16 protein-coding genes are annotated in these 13,083 nt (G+C 57.1%); 7 read left to right on the top strand and 9 right to left on the bottom strand.

Annotation, left to right across the window (positions count from 1 at the left end; genetic code table 11):
• The first annotated feature begins 133 nt into the window (after positions 1–133).
• Positions 134–397, top strand: a complete 264-nt coding sequence (locus ACP7D9_RS09270) for a hypothetical protein (RefSeq protein WP_426156907.1) — start codon at positions 134–136, stop codon at positions 395–397.
• 56 nt (positions 398–453) lie between these two features.
• On the opposite strand, the gene ACP7D9_RS09265 is transcribed toward ACP7D9_RS09270, so the two are convergent.
• Positions 454–975, bottom strand: a complete 522-nt coding sequence (locus ACP7D9_RS09265) for a DUF4142 domain-containing protein (protein ID WP_039758662.1) — start codon at positions 973–975, stop codon at positions 454–456.
• 204 nt (positions 976–1,179) lie between these two features.
• Between ACP7D9_RS09265 and ACP7D9_RS09260 the strand changes: the two genes are divergently transcribed.
• A complete protein-coding gene (locus tag ACP7D9_RS09260) occupies positions 1,180–1,434 on the top strand; it encodes a hypothetical protein (protein WP_426156905.1) in 255 nt (84 codons plus the stop codon).
• A gap of 98 nt (positions 1,435–1,532) precedes the next feature.
• The gene (locus tag ACP7D9_RS09255) at positions 1,533–1,697 is read left to right on the top strand and encodes a hypothetical protein (RefSeq protein WP_165368399.1); all 165 of its coding nucleotides are present in this window, start codon (positions 1,533–1,535) and stop codon (positions 1,695–1,697) included.
• Positions 1,698–1,760: 63 nt separating this feature from the next.
• On the opposite strand, the gene ACP7D9_RS09250 is transcribed toward ACP7D9_RS09255, so the two are convergent.
• The 3 genes from ACP7D9_RS09250 to ACP7D9_RS09240 form a co-directional block, all read right to left on the bottom strand.
• Entirely contained in the window at positions 1,761–2,837 is a 1,077-nt protein-coding gene (locus tag ACP7D9_RS09250) for an SMP-30/gluconolactonase/LRE family protein (protein ID WP_426156903.1), read from the bottom strand.
• Complete coding sequence (locus ACP7D9_RS09245) at positions 2,834–3,979, bottom strand: sterol desaturase/SRPBCC family protein (RefSeq protein ID WP_426157377.1); 1,146 nt, start codon at positions 3,977–3,979, stop codon at positions 2,834–2,836. Before ACP7D9_RS09245 ends, ACP7D9_RS09250 begins: the two co-directional genes overlap by 4 nt.
• Positions 3,980–4,091: 112 nt before the next feature.
• A complete protein-coding gene (locus ACP7D9_RS09240; RefSeq protein WP_024012724.1) occupies positions 4,092–4,955 on the bottom strand; it encodes a LysR family transcriptional regulator in 864 nt (287 codons plus the stop codon).
• A gap of 524 nt (positions 4,956–5,479) precedes the next feature.
• Between ACP7D9_RS09240 and ACP7D9_RS09235 the strand changes: the two genes are divergently transcribed.
• The 3 genes from ACP7D9_RS09235 to ACP7D9_RS09225 all read left to right on the top strand — a co-directional run bounded on the left by ACP7D9_RS09235 (position 5,480) and on the right by ACP7D9_RS09225 (position 7,659).
• Complete coding sequence (locus tag ACP7D9_RS09235) at positions 5,480–6,007, top strand: PAAR domain-containing protein (RefSeq protein ID WP_101159397.1); 528 nt, start codon at positions 5,480–5,482, stop codon at positions 6,005–6,007.
• Positions 6,008–6,019: 12 nt separating this feature from the next.
• Positions 6,020–7,057, top strand: a complete 1,038-nt coding sequence (locus tag ACP7D9_RS09230; protein WP_312998950.1) for a hypothetical protein — start codon at positions 6,020–6,022, stop codon at positions 7,055–7,057.
• Positions 7,058–7,152: 95 nt separating this feature from the next.
• Positions 7,153–7,659: a hypothetical protein gene (locus ACP7D9_RS09225; RefSeq protein ID WP_426156900.1), complete on the top strand. Its 507-nt coding sequence runs from the start codon at positions 7,153–7,155 to the stop codon at positions 7,657–7,659.
• Positions 7,660–7,737: 78 nt separating this feature from the next.
• Here the strand turns inward: ACP7D9_RS09225 and ACP7D9_RS09220 are convergent, their stop codons facing one another.
• Both ACP7D9_RS09220 and ACP7D9_RS09215 read right to left on the bottom strand, forming a co-directional pair.
• Entirely contained in the window at positions 7,738–8,055 is a 318-nt protein-coding gene (locus ACP7D9_RS09220) for an SCP2 sterol-binding domain-containing protein (RefSeq protein WP_016774477.1), read from the bottom strand.
• A gap of 63 nt (positions 8,056–8,118) precedes the next feature.
• A complete protein-coding gene (locus tag ACP7D9_RS09215) occupies positions 8,119–8,829 on the bottom strand; it encodes a histidine phosphatase family protein (protein ID WP_426156898.1) in 711 nt (236 codons plus the stop codon).
• Between the two features lie 204 nt (positions 8,830–9,033).
• Between ACP7D9_RS09215 and sohB the strand changes: the two genes are divergently transcribed.
• Entirely contained in the window at positions 9,034–10,065 is a 1,032-nt protein-coding gene (gene sohB, locus ACP7D9_RS09210) for a protease SohB (RefSeq protein ID WP_426156896.1), read from the top strand.
• Between the two features lie 67 nt (positions 10,066–10,132).
• On the opposite strand, the gene ACP7D9_RS09205 is transcribed toward sohB, so the two are convergent.
• From ACP7D9_RS09205 to ACP7D9_RS09195, 3 genes are all read right to left on the bottom strand, one after another.
• The gene (locus tag ACP7D9_RS09205) at positions 10,133–10,627 is read right to left on the bottom strand and encodes a DUF934 domain-containing protein (RefSeq protein ID WP_312998961.1); all 495 of its coding nucleotides are present in this window, start codon (positions 10,625–10,627) and stop codon (positions 10,133–10,135) included.
• Positions 10,611–12,269 carry a nitrite/sulfite reductase gene (locus ACP7D9_RS09200; protein ID WP_397504509.1) on the bottom strand — a complete coding sequence of 553 codons (1,659 nt, stop codon included), beginning with the start codon at positions 12,267–12,269 and terminating at the stop codon, positions 10,611–10,613. The genes ACP7D9_RS09205 and ACP7D9_RS09200 overlap by 17 nt, the downstream gene beginning before the upstream one ends.
• Positions 12,270–12,772: 503 nt before the next feature.
• Positions 12,773–12,991 (bottom strand): DUF2970 domain-containing protein, encoded by a 219-nt coding sequence (locus ACP7D9_RS09195; RefSeq protein WP_426156893.1) that lies wholly within the window; start codon positions 12,989–12,991, stop codon positions 12,773–12,775.
• Between the last annotated feature and the right edge of the window lie 92 nt (positions 12,992–13,083).

The raw sequence follows: 13,083 nt of genomic DNA, 5'->3' as shown, positions 1-13,083 counted from the left end.
CCGATAACTCTAGTCGGCGAGGCAACAGGCAACGATCTTTTGAACGAATCTACGGCGTCAGGCTTCGAATCTGCATGCCCGACGTTTTCCAGTCGTGCTGGAAGAGTGAGGCAGGACTATGAATGAGGTGGATATGAACGAGCAAGCGCCGCAACAGCAAAATCAGTCCTCAGCGTCGATTAACCGCAACGATCCAGCGATCGACCCGCAAACACCGGGGCAAACTCAGCCTGCGCCGGCGGAAAAAGGACAGGCGGACAGCGCCGCTGCTGAGGTCGATCAGAAGCAGCATCACAGCGACAACAGCAATGACTTCAGCCCTGGTTTCAAGCCCGATCCGGATCGCCCTGCACCGGGCGAAAGCACCGATGCCGATATCGATACCGATGGCGGTTGATCGCCGAAACGCAAAAAGGCCGCATCAATAGATGCGGCCTTTTTATTGCCCGCAGGTTACTTGCTCGGGTGTTTGGCCTGCAGCTCTTTGGCATGGGCCAAGTGTTTTTCCAGCGCTGGCAGCATTTTCTGCGCGAACGCTTTCAGCTCCGTGGCGCCTTTGGTCTTGTCATCGGTCACGGTGTTAGCCTGTTTTTTGAACAGCTCGATTGTTTCCTGGTGAGCCATGACCTGGTTGTTGGCGTAGGCCGCATCGAAGGATTCATCGCGCATGTCGAGAATCTTTTCCTTGGCCTGCTTGACCAGGGTAGTGGTGTCCGGGACTTCGATGTCGTTGGCTTTGGCAATCGCCGCCAGCTCATCGTTGGCTTTGCTGTGATCCGTGATCATCTGGTTGGCAAAGGCCTTGATGTCAGCAGACTGGCTTTTTTCGAGGGCCAGGCGACTGGTTTCGATCTCGGCGATGCCACCGGCGGCGGCGTTATCGACAAAATCGTTGTCGGTCGCGGCAAAGGCGCTGCCCATGCCGGCAGACAGTGCAACAGCCAGAGCGAGATGACGCAGGTTGAATCCGTCCATTGGGTGTCTCCACGCAGGTTTTTGTGAGCGTTATCCAATGGAGCGAGCGCCCGTGCCAAAGGTTTTATCGCATTTACGACAGGGCGACGAACGGCAACCGCTGGTCTGACAGGGAGTCGACAGATGCCATTGTGCAAGGCCATGCTGACCATGAGTCAGCGCATCGGTCGCGCTGGTTATCGATCAAATTGATGGAGGTGTTTCATGCCGGTTTCACATGATCTGTATCAGGACCTGGGCTGCAAGAAGGAAGAGATCGAGCAAAAACGCTCCGAGGATCCGAAGCTGGATTCGTTGCTCAACAAGTATTTCGATGTTGATAAAGCGGTTGTCGAGGCCGAGAACGCCCAGTCAGATGCCCCTACCGACGACGAGCTGAAAAAACTCAAAGAGAAGCGCGTGATCGTCAAGGAACAGATCGTTGCCCGACTGGCCGGGCAGCCGCTGACGGGACAGTAATCAACCGACCCGTGGTCGCCCTTTGAGGGGAACGGCGGGGCCAATGGCACCTCCAATGTGCAGAGTCCGCAAACCATCGACTCGTTGCGAGGTGCCACATGAACGATCCCAAATTCCCCAGTGAAGAGCAGGGCGGCTTCGACCCGATTCCGACCCGTCCTGAACCGAACAGCCCGGCGCATACCACTGCGCATCCGGAAAAAACCGTAAAAGAACTGCCAGAGGATGAAGATCCGGAGAAATTTGACCGGTCCAGCAACTGACAGATCGCTATCGTTGGCTTGCCAGCGATAGCGTCGGTTCAGACGGTGAAAATTTTTGCCGTTTTACTTCAGGGCCGAATCCAACCCCATGCGCCCCATATGCGTAGCCTTCAACGAGCCGAAATACAGCCACTGTCCGTATTCGCGAACGGTGGTAATCGGCGAATAATTGCCATCGCTCGCATCCTGCAGATTGGCAATCACCTTGGCGTCCAGATCGAGCCCGAGGACAAAGCCACGCTTCTCTACAGGCTTGGGCAAAACCGTCAACGCCCGCACGATCATCTTGCGCAAAAACGGATGTTCAGCCGTGCCGTCGAGCAAGGCATTGCGTGGCGCATACAGCGCTACCCAAAAGCGATTGCTGCCATTGAACGAGAGGTTGTCCGGCAGCCCGGGCAGGTTGTCGATGAACACATCATGTGTGCCAGCCTTCGGCCCGCTCAGCCAATAGCGGCTGATGCGATACGCGCCGGTCTCGTTCACCAGCACATAGGCTTCGTCCGGGCCAAGCGTGACGCCATTGGCAAATTGCAGCTTGTCGAGCAGCACGCTGGTCTTGCCGGTTTGAAAGTCGTAACGCAGCAAGCGTCCGTCGGCGCCATGTTCGATGATTGCCTCGCCGTCCTGCCCATAGCCCCAGCGGCTTGAGGCATCGCTGAAGTAGGCGAAATGGCCCGACTTGTCGACCGCCACATCATCCGTGAAGCCAAATGGAACACCGTTGGCCTCGGTCGTCAGGGGAATCACGCGTCCCTGCGCATCCAGTGACAGCAAACCTTTGACCGCATCGGCAATCACCAGCATGCCATTCGGATGACGTGCCAGACCCAAGGGGCGGCCACCGGTGTCGGCCAGAACCTTGCGCTGCGTGCCGTCGAGACTGCTGCGAATCAGCCTGCCGTCATGCAAACCGGTGATGAGGAATTCGTCTTCCAGCAGTAACGCTTCCGGCCCTTCGATGTCGCTCGGCCCGATCTTGACCACGCCTTTGAGGCGCTGGTTGTCCGCGTAAACTCCGTCCTTCAACGAGGGCACCGGTGGCGGTGTCCAGGCCACCGGTTCGACTTTGGTCGGCAGCAATAACAGCCATGCGATGGCGAAGACGACCAACAGGATCAGTCCAAAACGTAATTTCACGCGCTGGCCCTCGCTGAACCGATGTGCGCAACAGCCTTGTCGCGCAGGGCGAGCATCGACGCGGTAGATTCGCGTTCGATGCGCCGCTTGAGCAACAGGTGATTGGCCAGACGCATGAGCAAGCCGTCAAAGCGATATTCCAACGTGCGTGCGAAGCGCGTGCCGCCAGCCTGCGCCGAGCATTCATAAGTCAGCTGTAGCGACAGGCTCTGATCACTTTGCGCACGTGCGCACCAGCGCCGGCCCGGCAGGTATTCAGTGACTTCCCAGCGCAAGTGACCGGCACGTCCGCCGGCATGGATGTCCTCTTCGAAACGCGCACCGGCATGCAGTGGACCTTGCGGGCCGTCAATCTTCAATGAGGAGGGGTGCCAGTCCGGCCAGTGACTGACGCTGGCGGCATAGGCCAGCACGGCAACCGGTTCACCGGCGATAGCGATTTCGTGCTGCATGCGCGTCATGGGCATTTTCGGATAACTCAAAGGGGCGGGTTCCGGCTCGTGATACAGCGTGCCGAACAGATAGTCCATCAGGGGCAGAACGATGTTGAAATTGCGCGTCTGCATGCGCTCGCGGCGGTGATGCAGTTCATGCAGGCGGCGCATCTGGCGAATCCACGGTAACCGCGTCAGCGGATTTTGCGGCGGCAGATGTTCGCAGGCATGGAACGCTTCATAGAGCAGATAGCCAAGCACCATGCTTGCGCCGAACAGCCCGGCGACATTGGCGTTGAGCTGCGCGAGCAGCCACCACAGGGGCAGGGCGATGACCAGCGTATGAATAACGATCAGCCAGGCTGGAAACAGAATCACCCGCCAGTCCCGCGCGCTGTCGTAGGCCATATGGCCGGGCGTGAAAAAGCTGTGATGGTCGCCGGCATGTCGGGCGTAGAACATCTTCGCGAAGGGCTTTTTGTGGTGGCCGAGGTGGCGGTGAACCATGTACACGCCGAAGTTGAACAGCAGCAGGGTCAGCGGCACGGTCAGCCACTGCAGCCAACTCACCGAATGCACTGAACGCCAGAACAAAGCGATCGCAAGCATGCCGAACGCCAGCACAAAGAAGCCGTGCAGCCATGGGTTGTACAAAGGATGAATGGCCGCGCGGTAGCGGCTGCGGAATGCCTCGGTGGTCTGCCTCAACGCTTTCACCTGCGGGGATCGTTGTCATACCCGGCAGATTAGCCGATCCGCTGACTCGTGCAGGGTCAACCTTGAGGTCACAAGCGCCATGCTCTGGACTGAAGCTGTCGGGTCAGCTCAACGGATTCCAACGTTGCGACCAGTCGTCATCGGTGCGGATTACTTCTCGCAACAGATCGAAGGCCTGTTGCAACACTGCCGAGTCGCGATCACGCGAATACACCAAGTAAGTCGGGTAGCCGAATTCCGGCGCTTTGGTGACGGCTTCCAGTGCGCCGGTTTCCAGATACGTACGCACGACTCGGGTGCGGAAATAGCCGCTACCGCCATGTTCGAGGATGTATTGCAGGGCCAACGGTCCAAGGTTGAAACTCAGCGCGGCTTTGGCTTTTTCCGGCAGGGCGGCGTCGTGCTGGCGGCGAAAGTCAGGACCCCAATCGATGTAGACATACGGTTCGGGACGCTCGGGTGCGCGGACCAGAATCAGCTTTTCTTCCAGCACCTGCTCGACCTGCAGCCCGGGCCAGTATTCCGGTTGATAGACCAGTGCTGCATCGAGCACACCGAGTTCGAGCTGACGCAGCAGATTTTCGCCGTCGCGAATCTCCATGCGCAGAGCATGCCCGGGGATTTTCTCGCGCAGTTCCGCCGCCCAACTGAGCATCAACGGGTTGCACAGGCTGACCTCGCCACCGATGTGCAAAACGTTGTGATAACCCTCGGGCAGCGGCAAGTCGCGGCGTGCAGCCTCCCAGGTCTGCACCAGTTGATTGGCGTAGATCACGAATGCTTCGCCATTGGCCGTCAACTTCGCCCCGGCGCGATTGCGCACGAACAGTGTGCTGCCCAACTGGCTCTCGAGCTTCTGCACCCGCGCGGTAATCGCGGTTTGCGTGACGAACAGCTTCTGCGCGGCAGCGGCAAGGCTGCCGTGACGGACGATTTCGAGGAAGGTGCGAGCGAGGTCGATGTCCATAGGGCGGGGCCGGTATCTGGAGGTGGGCGCATTGTAAGTCAAAAGTTCCTCTCCCCAACTTGAAAGCAACAACGAATTGAACCGCTGAAAATTGCGTTTCAGTCCTACGGCAACAGGAGCGTTTTGATCAGATGACCATTGAGGTGTTCGGGCGACAAGCCAAGGCCGAGTCATGGCTCAAGCAACGCGCGACTGACTGCTACGGTTATGTGCCGATCGATCTGAGCGGACATGCGTATGGTTGAGGAGTATCTGAACCAGATCAAATACGGGGCTTATCAATAAACCCCTTGCCCTGGGGCAGCGGCATGGGGCCGAACGGGGCGGTGGCCGCTGCTTGATCGTATTCGTGAGCATCTGCGAATCCGAGGCGACAACTTCCAGATTCCGGGAGCGATGAAGGGCCGATGAGTCGCTGCCAGCTACATCCGCGGCGGCTCGCACGCTACATCTGGATTGAGGCTTTCAACCAATATAAAGATCCGGTACATTTCGCGCCCACGCTTACAACAAGGAAGTTAACGATGGCAAAGCCTGCCGCTCGACTCAGCGATCTTAATGCATGCCCGATCACAGGCCATGGCACCAATCCCAGCAACAGCGGTTCCGGTGATGTAAACATCAATGGAATGCCGGTTTTGCGTGTCGGAGACACCACGGCTTGCGGAGACACTGTCACCGAAGGCATCAGCAATATTTTGATCAATGGCAAGCCTATTGCTTTCTTGGGCAGTGCGACGGCCCACGGAGGCATGGTAATCACGGGCTCTGGCGACGTTTTTGTCGGCACCCAGGTCGGTTCCGCACCTTTCGCCCCGATTATCACTGTTCCTAAACACAGCGAGCGCTTCCAACTGGTTGATGAGACCACCGGCGAAGCGATTCCCGACATGCTCTATTGCATCGAAACGGGTGACGGTCAGCGTCTCGTAGGCCATACCGATAGTCACGGTAACGCCGCGCGGGTGTTTACCGCCAACGCGACTTCGATAGTTGTGCAGTGGGGTAAGGAAGCCGCCGCCCATCTCGACGCGCTCGGCCTAGACTACTAAGGGAGGTGGCAGGTGGCAGCCCCCAAAACGAATCAAGCTCAAACGAGCGATCAACATACAACGACTCAAGTGAAAGGTACGCTGGCACAGGATTACGTAACGGTTGTGGGTGCGTCTTACATGTCTCTTTATGAAGAGATTCGTGGTCAGAAGGGCAACAAGATGCGCTTTATCAATCAGGGTATCCGCCAACTCACAAAGTATCCAACCGGCACTCCAAACTTCACGATTCAGCGTGTATTTCTGATTTTCAAAAACGACTATCCCGCGAACTTGCTGGCGGCTTTGAAGGACGTTGTCGAAAATCAGCACGGAGCACAGTACCGGGAGATGGACTCCATCTCCGGTCTTGTGGATTTCATCGCAGCTCGGCAACGCCGCGGGCGCGAGATCAAACAGCTCGATTTTTTTTCCCACGGAGTGGTGGGCAGCATCGAGTTGGGCTACGAGCTGGATAAAAACGATAGCTATCGTCTGCGTGATGCCCAAGCGAATATGTTCAAGCCCGAAGCGTTTGCCTATGGTGCGAAAATTCACTCCTACGCTTGTCGCACAGGTTTGGGTATCGATGCCGACTTCAAGGTCAATGAAACAGAAGATCCTCATTACGAGCGCAGCCTGGCGCAGATTCTTGCTAATGCGACCCGGACCACCGTGTGGGCATTCCCAAGGCGCAGCAACTACGACACAACTTACGGTACTGCGGCGGAACGGGGATCTGTCCCGGGCATTCGTGAAAGAGACGCAACTGATGGGCAAGCGATGCGGAACTATTTGAGTCGAAAAACCGCTTATGAACGAAAGCTGATCGAACATCGCAAGACCCTCAAAGACCCAACGGCGCAACTACCTGATGAACAGGCGCCGCAGGCGCCAACGCCAACAGTCTCTGAGGAAGAGCGCAATTTGTTGGCGCACGATGACAGCCGAGCATTGTATGAACGGAAGATTGGATTTCCGCTGGATGCCTTAGGCGCACATCGTGACGTTCGATCAGGTGATACACCGGACGGCGTACCCAAACACCTGCTTGCCTATAAGCCGCTATGACGGTCCCGAAGTTTATAGGTAGACGTCACGTCTTATGTGTCCTGTTGATTGCCGTCAGCTTTGCAGGACTATTTATTTACGCCAAGGAAGTCCAGATGCCAGCCAAAGTAATGATGTATTACGGCCCGTGGAGTCCGGAAGAAAACCGTTTCGATGCCACCCGGTGGTTCAGTTCAGGTATGTATCGCCCTCGTCTCATGGGTACTCCGTCTGAACAGAGCCCAGTGACCATGCTGCGCAATAAGCCTGAAGATTTGCGACATATTGAGAATGATGTTCTCTTGACCGAAGCGTTATTCGCTATAGGGCGACAGTTTCCAAAGTTGGACACCGAACACCTCATTCTGAATACGCCGGACCTGCATCGTCAGATACGGTATGCCTATAGTTCATTTGCCGAGCCCGACAGGCCGGTGGATACCTATTGGCTTTTCATCAGGTTTGAAAACAGGATCGTGGTCGTTACGATCGATTGGGACGTGACAGAAAAGAAACTCTTGCCCCGCTCGATGGCTTCGAATCTGATGGAAAACAGTGATGAAGAGGCGGCATACCTTCAGGTAAGAAAAGAGCTTGATGGGACCGCTTCAGCCAAGCGTTAACTCACGTTGCCATGAATTCAATGGTTGAAACGACAAATCCCGCCAATAAGCGGGATTTGGGTGTTACCAAGCTGCTTCTTACGAAGGGAACAGCTCCGACAATTTCATCGACAGCATCATATCGCCTTCAACGCGCAGCTTGCCGCCCATGAAGGCCTGCATGCCGTCGGTTTCGCCGCTGACGATGTCTTTCAGGGTCTGGCTGTCCAGCACCAGCGTGCAGTTGGCGTCAGGGTTTTCACCTTCCTGGATGTCGCAGGTGCCGTCTTTGACGATCAGTGCGTATTGCTTGTCTTCGTCGGTGATGTTGAAACCGAAGACCAGGTCCAGACCGGCAGCGGCGGCTGGGTTGAACTTGGCTTGCATTGCTTTTACGGCATCAGCTACGGAGGTCATGGTTCGATCCTTTCTTGGTCATGGGAGCTGGGTGGTTACAGCCAGGGTCACAGTAAGCCGGACTCAGCGAAAAGTGATGAGTTCCGGGGCCTTCAGCAGTTGCAAATGTGCGTGACTGTTGAAGGAAGCCAGAGCCACCTCGCGACCGCGAAACTTCAGTTGGTTGAGCGAGGTGTTGACGATTTGCCAGTTCAATTCAAAAGCCTGTCTGGCAGGCATTTGCGTAATCAGATGAAGCAGGGCTGTGATAGTGCCGCCGGACGTGAACACGGCGATTTTCTGGTTTTTTTCTGCCAGGTCGAGAATGCGGTGCAAACCGGCCTGAACCCTTTCGACGAAACCCAGCCAGCTTTCCAGCCCCGGGGTGTCATGAGTGCCGGCGAGCCAGCGCTCGACGATCAGGGCAAAGATGCGTTGGAACTCACCGCGGTTTTGCGCGGCGTTGCGCAGGATGTCGAGGGCTTCCGGCTCTTGCGGCAGCATGGCCGGGAGCAGGGCGCGAATCACCGCGTCGGCGTCAAATTCATTGAAAGCGGAATCGGTTTCGAGGACTGGAACCGGCAGGCCTCGGTCGCTGAATTGCGCCAGCGCGCTGGTGGCGGTGTGCTGTTGACGGCGCAGGTCACCGGCAATGCAACGATCAAAACTGATGCCAAGGTCGGCGAGGTGCTGGCCGAGGATTTCTGCCTGACGCACGCCGGTCGGTGACAGGACGTCATAATCGTCTGCACCAAAGGAGGCCTGGCCATGTCGTATCAAGTAGATGCTGCCCACGTCCGCGTCGTCCCGGTACGTTGAAGGTCAGGCGAGGTTATGAGGATGGCGGAGAGCTGTCAATGAAAAAACATACGCTTGTTTGAAATGCCCGTTACAGGCGTGTTGCCAGAGGTTTCACGGCTGGTCGACGAGCCGGCGCATGGGTATGCTGGAGCCATTCCGCGTGTGTCTCACCTTCACGCACTGCTTTGAGGAGTCTCTGTGGATTTTTTCACCGAATACGCCAGCTTTCTGGCCAAGACCGTCACCTTGGTGATCGCCATTCTGGTGGTGCTCACCAGTTTCGCCGCATTGCGCAGCAAGGGGCGGCGCAAGTCGGCGGGCCAGTTGCAGGTCAGCAAACTCAACGATTTCTATAAAGGCCTGCGTGAACGTCTGGAGCAAACTTTGCTCGACAAGGATCAGCTCAAGGCATTACGCAAGGGCGAAGCGAAAACCGAGAAAAGCGCGAAGAAGCAAAAGAACAAACCTGAGACCAGATCCCGGGTGTTCGTACTCGATTTCGATGGCGACATCAAGGCTTCCGCCACCGAAAGCCTGCGCCATGAGATCACCGCGCTGTTGACCCTGGCCACACCGAAAGATGAAGTGGTTCTGCGTCTGGAAAGTGGCGGCGGCATGGTGCACAGCTACGGTCTGGCGTCTTCGCAACTGGCCCGAATCCGCGACGCCGGCGTGCCACTGACCGTGTGCATCGACAAGGTCGCAGCCAGTGGCGGCTACATGATGGCGTGTATCGGCGACAAGATCATCAGCGCTCCGTTCGCGATTCTGGGTTCGATCGGCGTAGTCGCCCAGTTGCCTAACGTCAATCGCCTGCTCAAAAAGCACGATATCGACTTCGAAGTGCTGACCGCCGGGGAGTACAAGCGCACCCTGACCGTGTTTGGCGAAAACACCGAAAAGGGTCGCGAGAAGTTTCAGGAAGACCTCGACATCACGCATCAATTGTTCAAAAACTTTGTAGCGCGTTATCGCCCGCAACTGGCGATAGACGAAGTGGCCACCGGTGAAATCTGGCTCGGTATCGCTGCGCTGGAAAACCAACTGGTGGATGAACTGAAGACCAGCGATGAATACCTGGCGCAGAAAGCCAAACAGGCCGAGGTCTACCATCTGCACTACGCCGAACGCAAAAGCCTGCAGGAACGCATCGGCATGGCCGCAAGCGGTTCGGTGGATCGTGTGCTGTTGAGCTGGTGGAGCCGCCTGACCCAACAACGCTTCTGGTAAAACCGCAGGCAAAAAAAACGCCGGTCAATGACCGGCGTTTTGGTGTTCGCAGCAAATGTGCGCAGGCTTAGCGCCGACGGAACAGCGGCAGCGGTTCGTCAGCAGCGGCCTGATAAGTCACCGAAAAGTCCTTGAGGCCTTCCAGTGCTTCGTAGGGATCTTTGTCGGGACGTACAGCGAACGCATCGAAACCGCAGCGACGCATGTAGAACAGCTGATCACGCAGAACATCGCCAATCGCCCGCAGCTCACCTTTGAAGCCATAACGATCGCGCAGCAGGCGGGCGTTGGAGTAGTTGCGGCCGTCGGTGAACGCCGGGAAGTTCAGCGCGATAACCTGGAAGCAATCGACGTCTTCACCAATCTCCTCGGCTTCTTCGTCAGCGTCCAGCCACACGCCCAGACCGCCGTCGCGGGCCTTGAGCGCGTGACCATGATCACGCCACAGCGAAAGCGGCACGATCAGGTCGTCGCAATTGGAAATGCCATCAAACGTCGCGTCCTTGGGCAGCAAGTGCCAGGTCTCGTCGACGACTTCGTTGTTCTTAATGATTCGCTGCATAGACGCGTTCCTTGAAGAGGTCGATGCCAATACGCTGATAGGTGTCGATGAAGCGCTCGTCTTCGGTGCGCTGTTCAACGTACACATCGATCAGTTTAGAGATCACGTCAGGCATGGCGTCCTGTGCGAAGGACGGGCCGAGGATCTTGCCCAGGCTCGCATCACGGCTGGCGCTGCCACCGAGGGAAACCTGATAGAACTCTTCGCCTTTCTTGTCCACACCGAGAATGCCGATATGACCGACGTGGTGGTGACCGCAGGCGTTCATGCAACCGGAGATGTTCAGGTCCAGCTCACCGATGTCGAACAGATAGTCCAGATCGTCGAAACGACGCTGGATCGATTCGGCGATCGGGATCGACTTGGCGTTGGCCAGCGAGCAGAAGTCCCCGCCCGGGCAGCAGATGATGTCGGTGAGCAGGCCGATGTTCGGTGTGGCAAAACCTTGCTCGCGCAACTCGCCCCACAGGGTGAACAACTGGCTCTGTTCGACGTCGGCAAGAATGATGTTCTGCTCGTGGGACGTGCGCAATTGACCGAAGCTGTAACGATCGGCCAGATCGGCGACGGCGTCGAGCTGCTTGTCGGTAATATCGCCCGGCGCCACGCCGGTCGGCTTCAGCGACAGGGTCACGGCGACATAGCCCGGCTTCTTGTGCGCCAGGGTGTTGCGGCTGCGCCAGCGGGCGAAACCTGGATGCTCTTTGTCCAGATCGGCCAGCTGTGCGGTCTGGTTGTCCAGTGCCTTGTAGTCCGGATCGACGAAGTGCTTGGCGACACGCTGCAGTTCAGCTTCGGTCAGCGTGGTCTGGCCACCGCGCAGGTGTTCCATTTCCGCATCGACTTTCTGCGCGAACACTTCAGGGGTGAGCGCCTTGACGAGGATCTTGATCCGCGCCTTGTATTTGTTGTCACGACGGCCGTAGCGGTTGTAGACCCGCAGGATGGCGTCGAGATAGCTCAACAGGTCCTGCCACGGCAGGAACTCGTTGATGAAGGCGCCAACAACCGGCGTACGACCAAGGCCACCGCCAACCAGCACACGGAAGCCTAGTTCGCCAGCGGCGTTATAAACAGGTTCCAGACCGATATCGTGAACTTCAATGGCCGCGCGGTCGCTGGTCGAACCGTTGACGGCGATCTTGAATTTGCGCGGCAGGTAGGCGAATTCCGGGTGGAAGGTGGTCCACTGACGGACGATTTCGCACCAGGGGCGCGGGTCGATCACTTCATCTGCGGCGACACCGGCGAACTGGTCGGTGGTGACGTTGCGCAGGCAGTTGCCGCTGGTCTGGATGGCGTGCATCTGCACGGTGGCCAGTTCAGCCAGAATGTCCGGGATGTCTTCCACCGCCGGCCAGTTGAATTGCACGTTCTGCCGCGTACTGATGTGGGCGTAGCCCTTGTCGTAGTCGCGGGCAATTTTGGCCATCATGCGCACCTGGCGCGACGTCAGCTGGCCGTAAGGTACTGCCACGCGCAACATCGGCGCGAAACGCTGAATGTACAGGCCATTTTGCAGGCGCAGCGGGCGGAATTCTTCTTCGCTCAGCTCACCTGCCAGATAGCGTCGGGTCTGATCACGGAACTGCTTGACGCGGTCCTCGATGATCCGCTGATCGTACTCGTCGTATACGTACATATAAGTCCTGTTCTCAGGCTTGGGCTACTCGGAAAACGCTGCGTTTTCGCTTGCTGGAGTCCGATGTTGCCTCTGCAATTCTGCGCGCACGGCCGCGCACTCCTGAAGGAGCCGGGGCAATATACCCGTTTGCAGTTATGCGCAAAAGTGATGTTTGAGTATATGTAAAGAACCAAATCGCCTAACGATAATCGCTATCAACTATTCCACATTTGTCGTGCGGACAATCTTCGTCTTAACTGTGGTCGAGTCTTTCTGCAATCACCGACAAAACCGACAAGAGGCGATGCAATGAGCAACCCGACCAAGGCAAGAAAGAGCGACAGCAGTGTCGATGCGTGGGCCATCCTGTTCCTGATCATTCTCGTGGTAGGGACAGCGGTATTCTGGGTCAGTCATCAGTAAGTGAAAACTCCGGGCCTGACCGCATGCCTCCAGTCGGTAGTTCGCCGGTGACAAGGCGTGATCGCTCTGCCATGGCCCGGATTTTTTTCGTTTAGCCCTCAAACCCCGGCCAGATGCAACACCAGTTTGACGATGCCAAACAGGGTCAAGCCGAACAGGGCGGTGAACAAAATCCCCAGAATGACGAAATGGCTGGGCTTGCCATGGGTGAAATCCCTTTCGCGGTTCTTGCCGCTCTGCACCCCGAACGCAGCTGCCATTACGCTGTGCAACATCTGCCACAGAGTCGGTGGTTTGTTGCCGCTTGGATCGTCCATCTATCCCTCTCCCCGAAGTCGTTCCTGATCAGCATAGTCAAATAACCGCTCGTAAGCGCTTCCAGACACGACGTAACAACTCGCTCGCCATC

The sequence above is a fragment of the Pseudomonas sp. TSRC2-2 genome (genome assembly GCF_049897785.1).
In the GTDB taxonomy this organism is placed as follows: Bacteria; Pseudomonadota; Gammaproteobacteria; order Pseudomonadales; family Pseudomonadaceae; genus Aquipseudomonas.
The sequence above is the reverse complement of the archived record's forward strand: the minus strand, read 5'-3'. Positions and strand labels throughout refer to the sequence as shown.

Excerpts from the sequence above, each read along its gene's own strand:
- ACP7D9_RS09270 (WP_426156907.1), top strand. The coding sequence starts at position 134 with ATGAACGAGCAAGCGCCGCAACAGCAAAATCAGTCCTCAGCGTCGATT.
- ACP7D9_RS09265 (WP_039758662.1), bottom strand. The coding sequence starts at position 975 with ATGGACGGATTCAACCTGCGTCATCTCGCTCTGGCTGTTGCACTGTCT.
- ACP7D9_RS09260 (WP_426156905.1), top strand. The coding sequence starts at position 1,180 with ATGCCGGTTTCACATGATCTGTATCAGGACCTGGGCTGCAAGAAGGAA.
- ACP7D9_RS09255 (WP_165368399.1), top strand. The coding sequence starts at position 1,533 with ATGAACGATCCCAAATTCCCCAGTGAAGAGCAGGGCGGCTTCGACCCG.
- ACP7D9_RS09240 (WP_024012724.1), bottom strand. The coding sequence starts at position 4,955 with ATGGACATCGACCTCGCTCGCACCTTCCTCGAAATCGTCCGTCACGGC.
- ACP7D9_RS09235 (WP_101159397.1), top strand. The coding sequence starts at position 5,480 with ATGGCAAAGCCTGCCGCTCGACTCAGCGATCTTAATGCATGCCCGATC.
- ACP7D9_RS09225 (WP_426156900.1), top strand. The coding sequence starts at position 7,153 with ATGCCAGCCAAAGTAATGATGTATTACGGCCCGTGGAGTCCGGAAGAA.
- ACP7D9_RS09220 (WP_016774477.1), bottom strand. The coding sequence starts at position 8,055 with ATGACCTCCGTAGCTGATGCCGTAAAAGCAATGCAAGCCAAGTTCAAC.
- ACP7D9_RS09205 (WP_312998961.1), bottom strand. The coding sequence starts at position 10,627 with ATGCAGCGAATCATTAAGAACAACGAAGTCGTCGACGAGACCTGGCAC.
- ACP7D9_RS09200 (WP_397504509.1), bottom strand. The coding sequence starts at position 12,269 with ATGTACGTATACGACGAGTACGATCAGCGGATCATCGAGGACCGCGTC.
- ACP7D9_RS09195 (WP_426156893.1), bottom strand. The coding sequence starts at position 12,991 with ATGGACGATCCAAGCGGCAACAAACCACCGACTCTGTGGCAGATGTTG.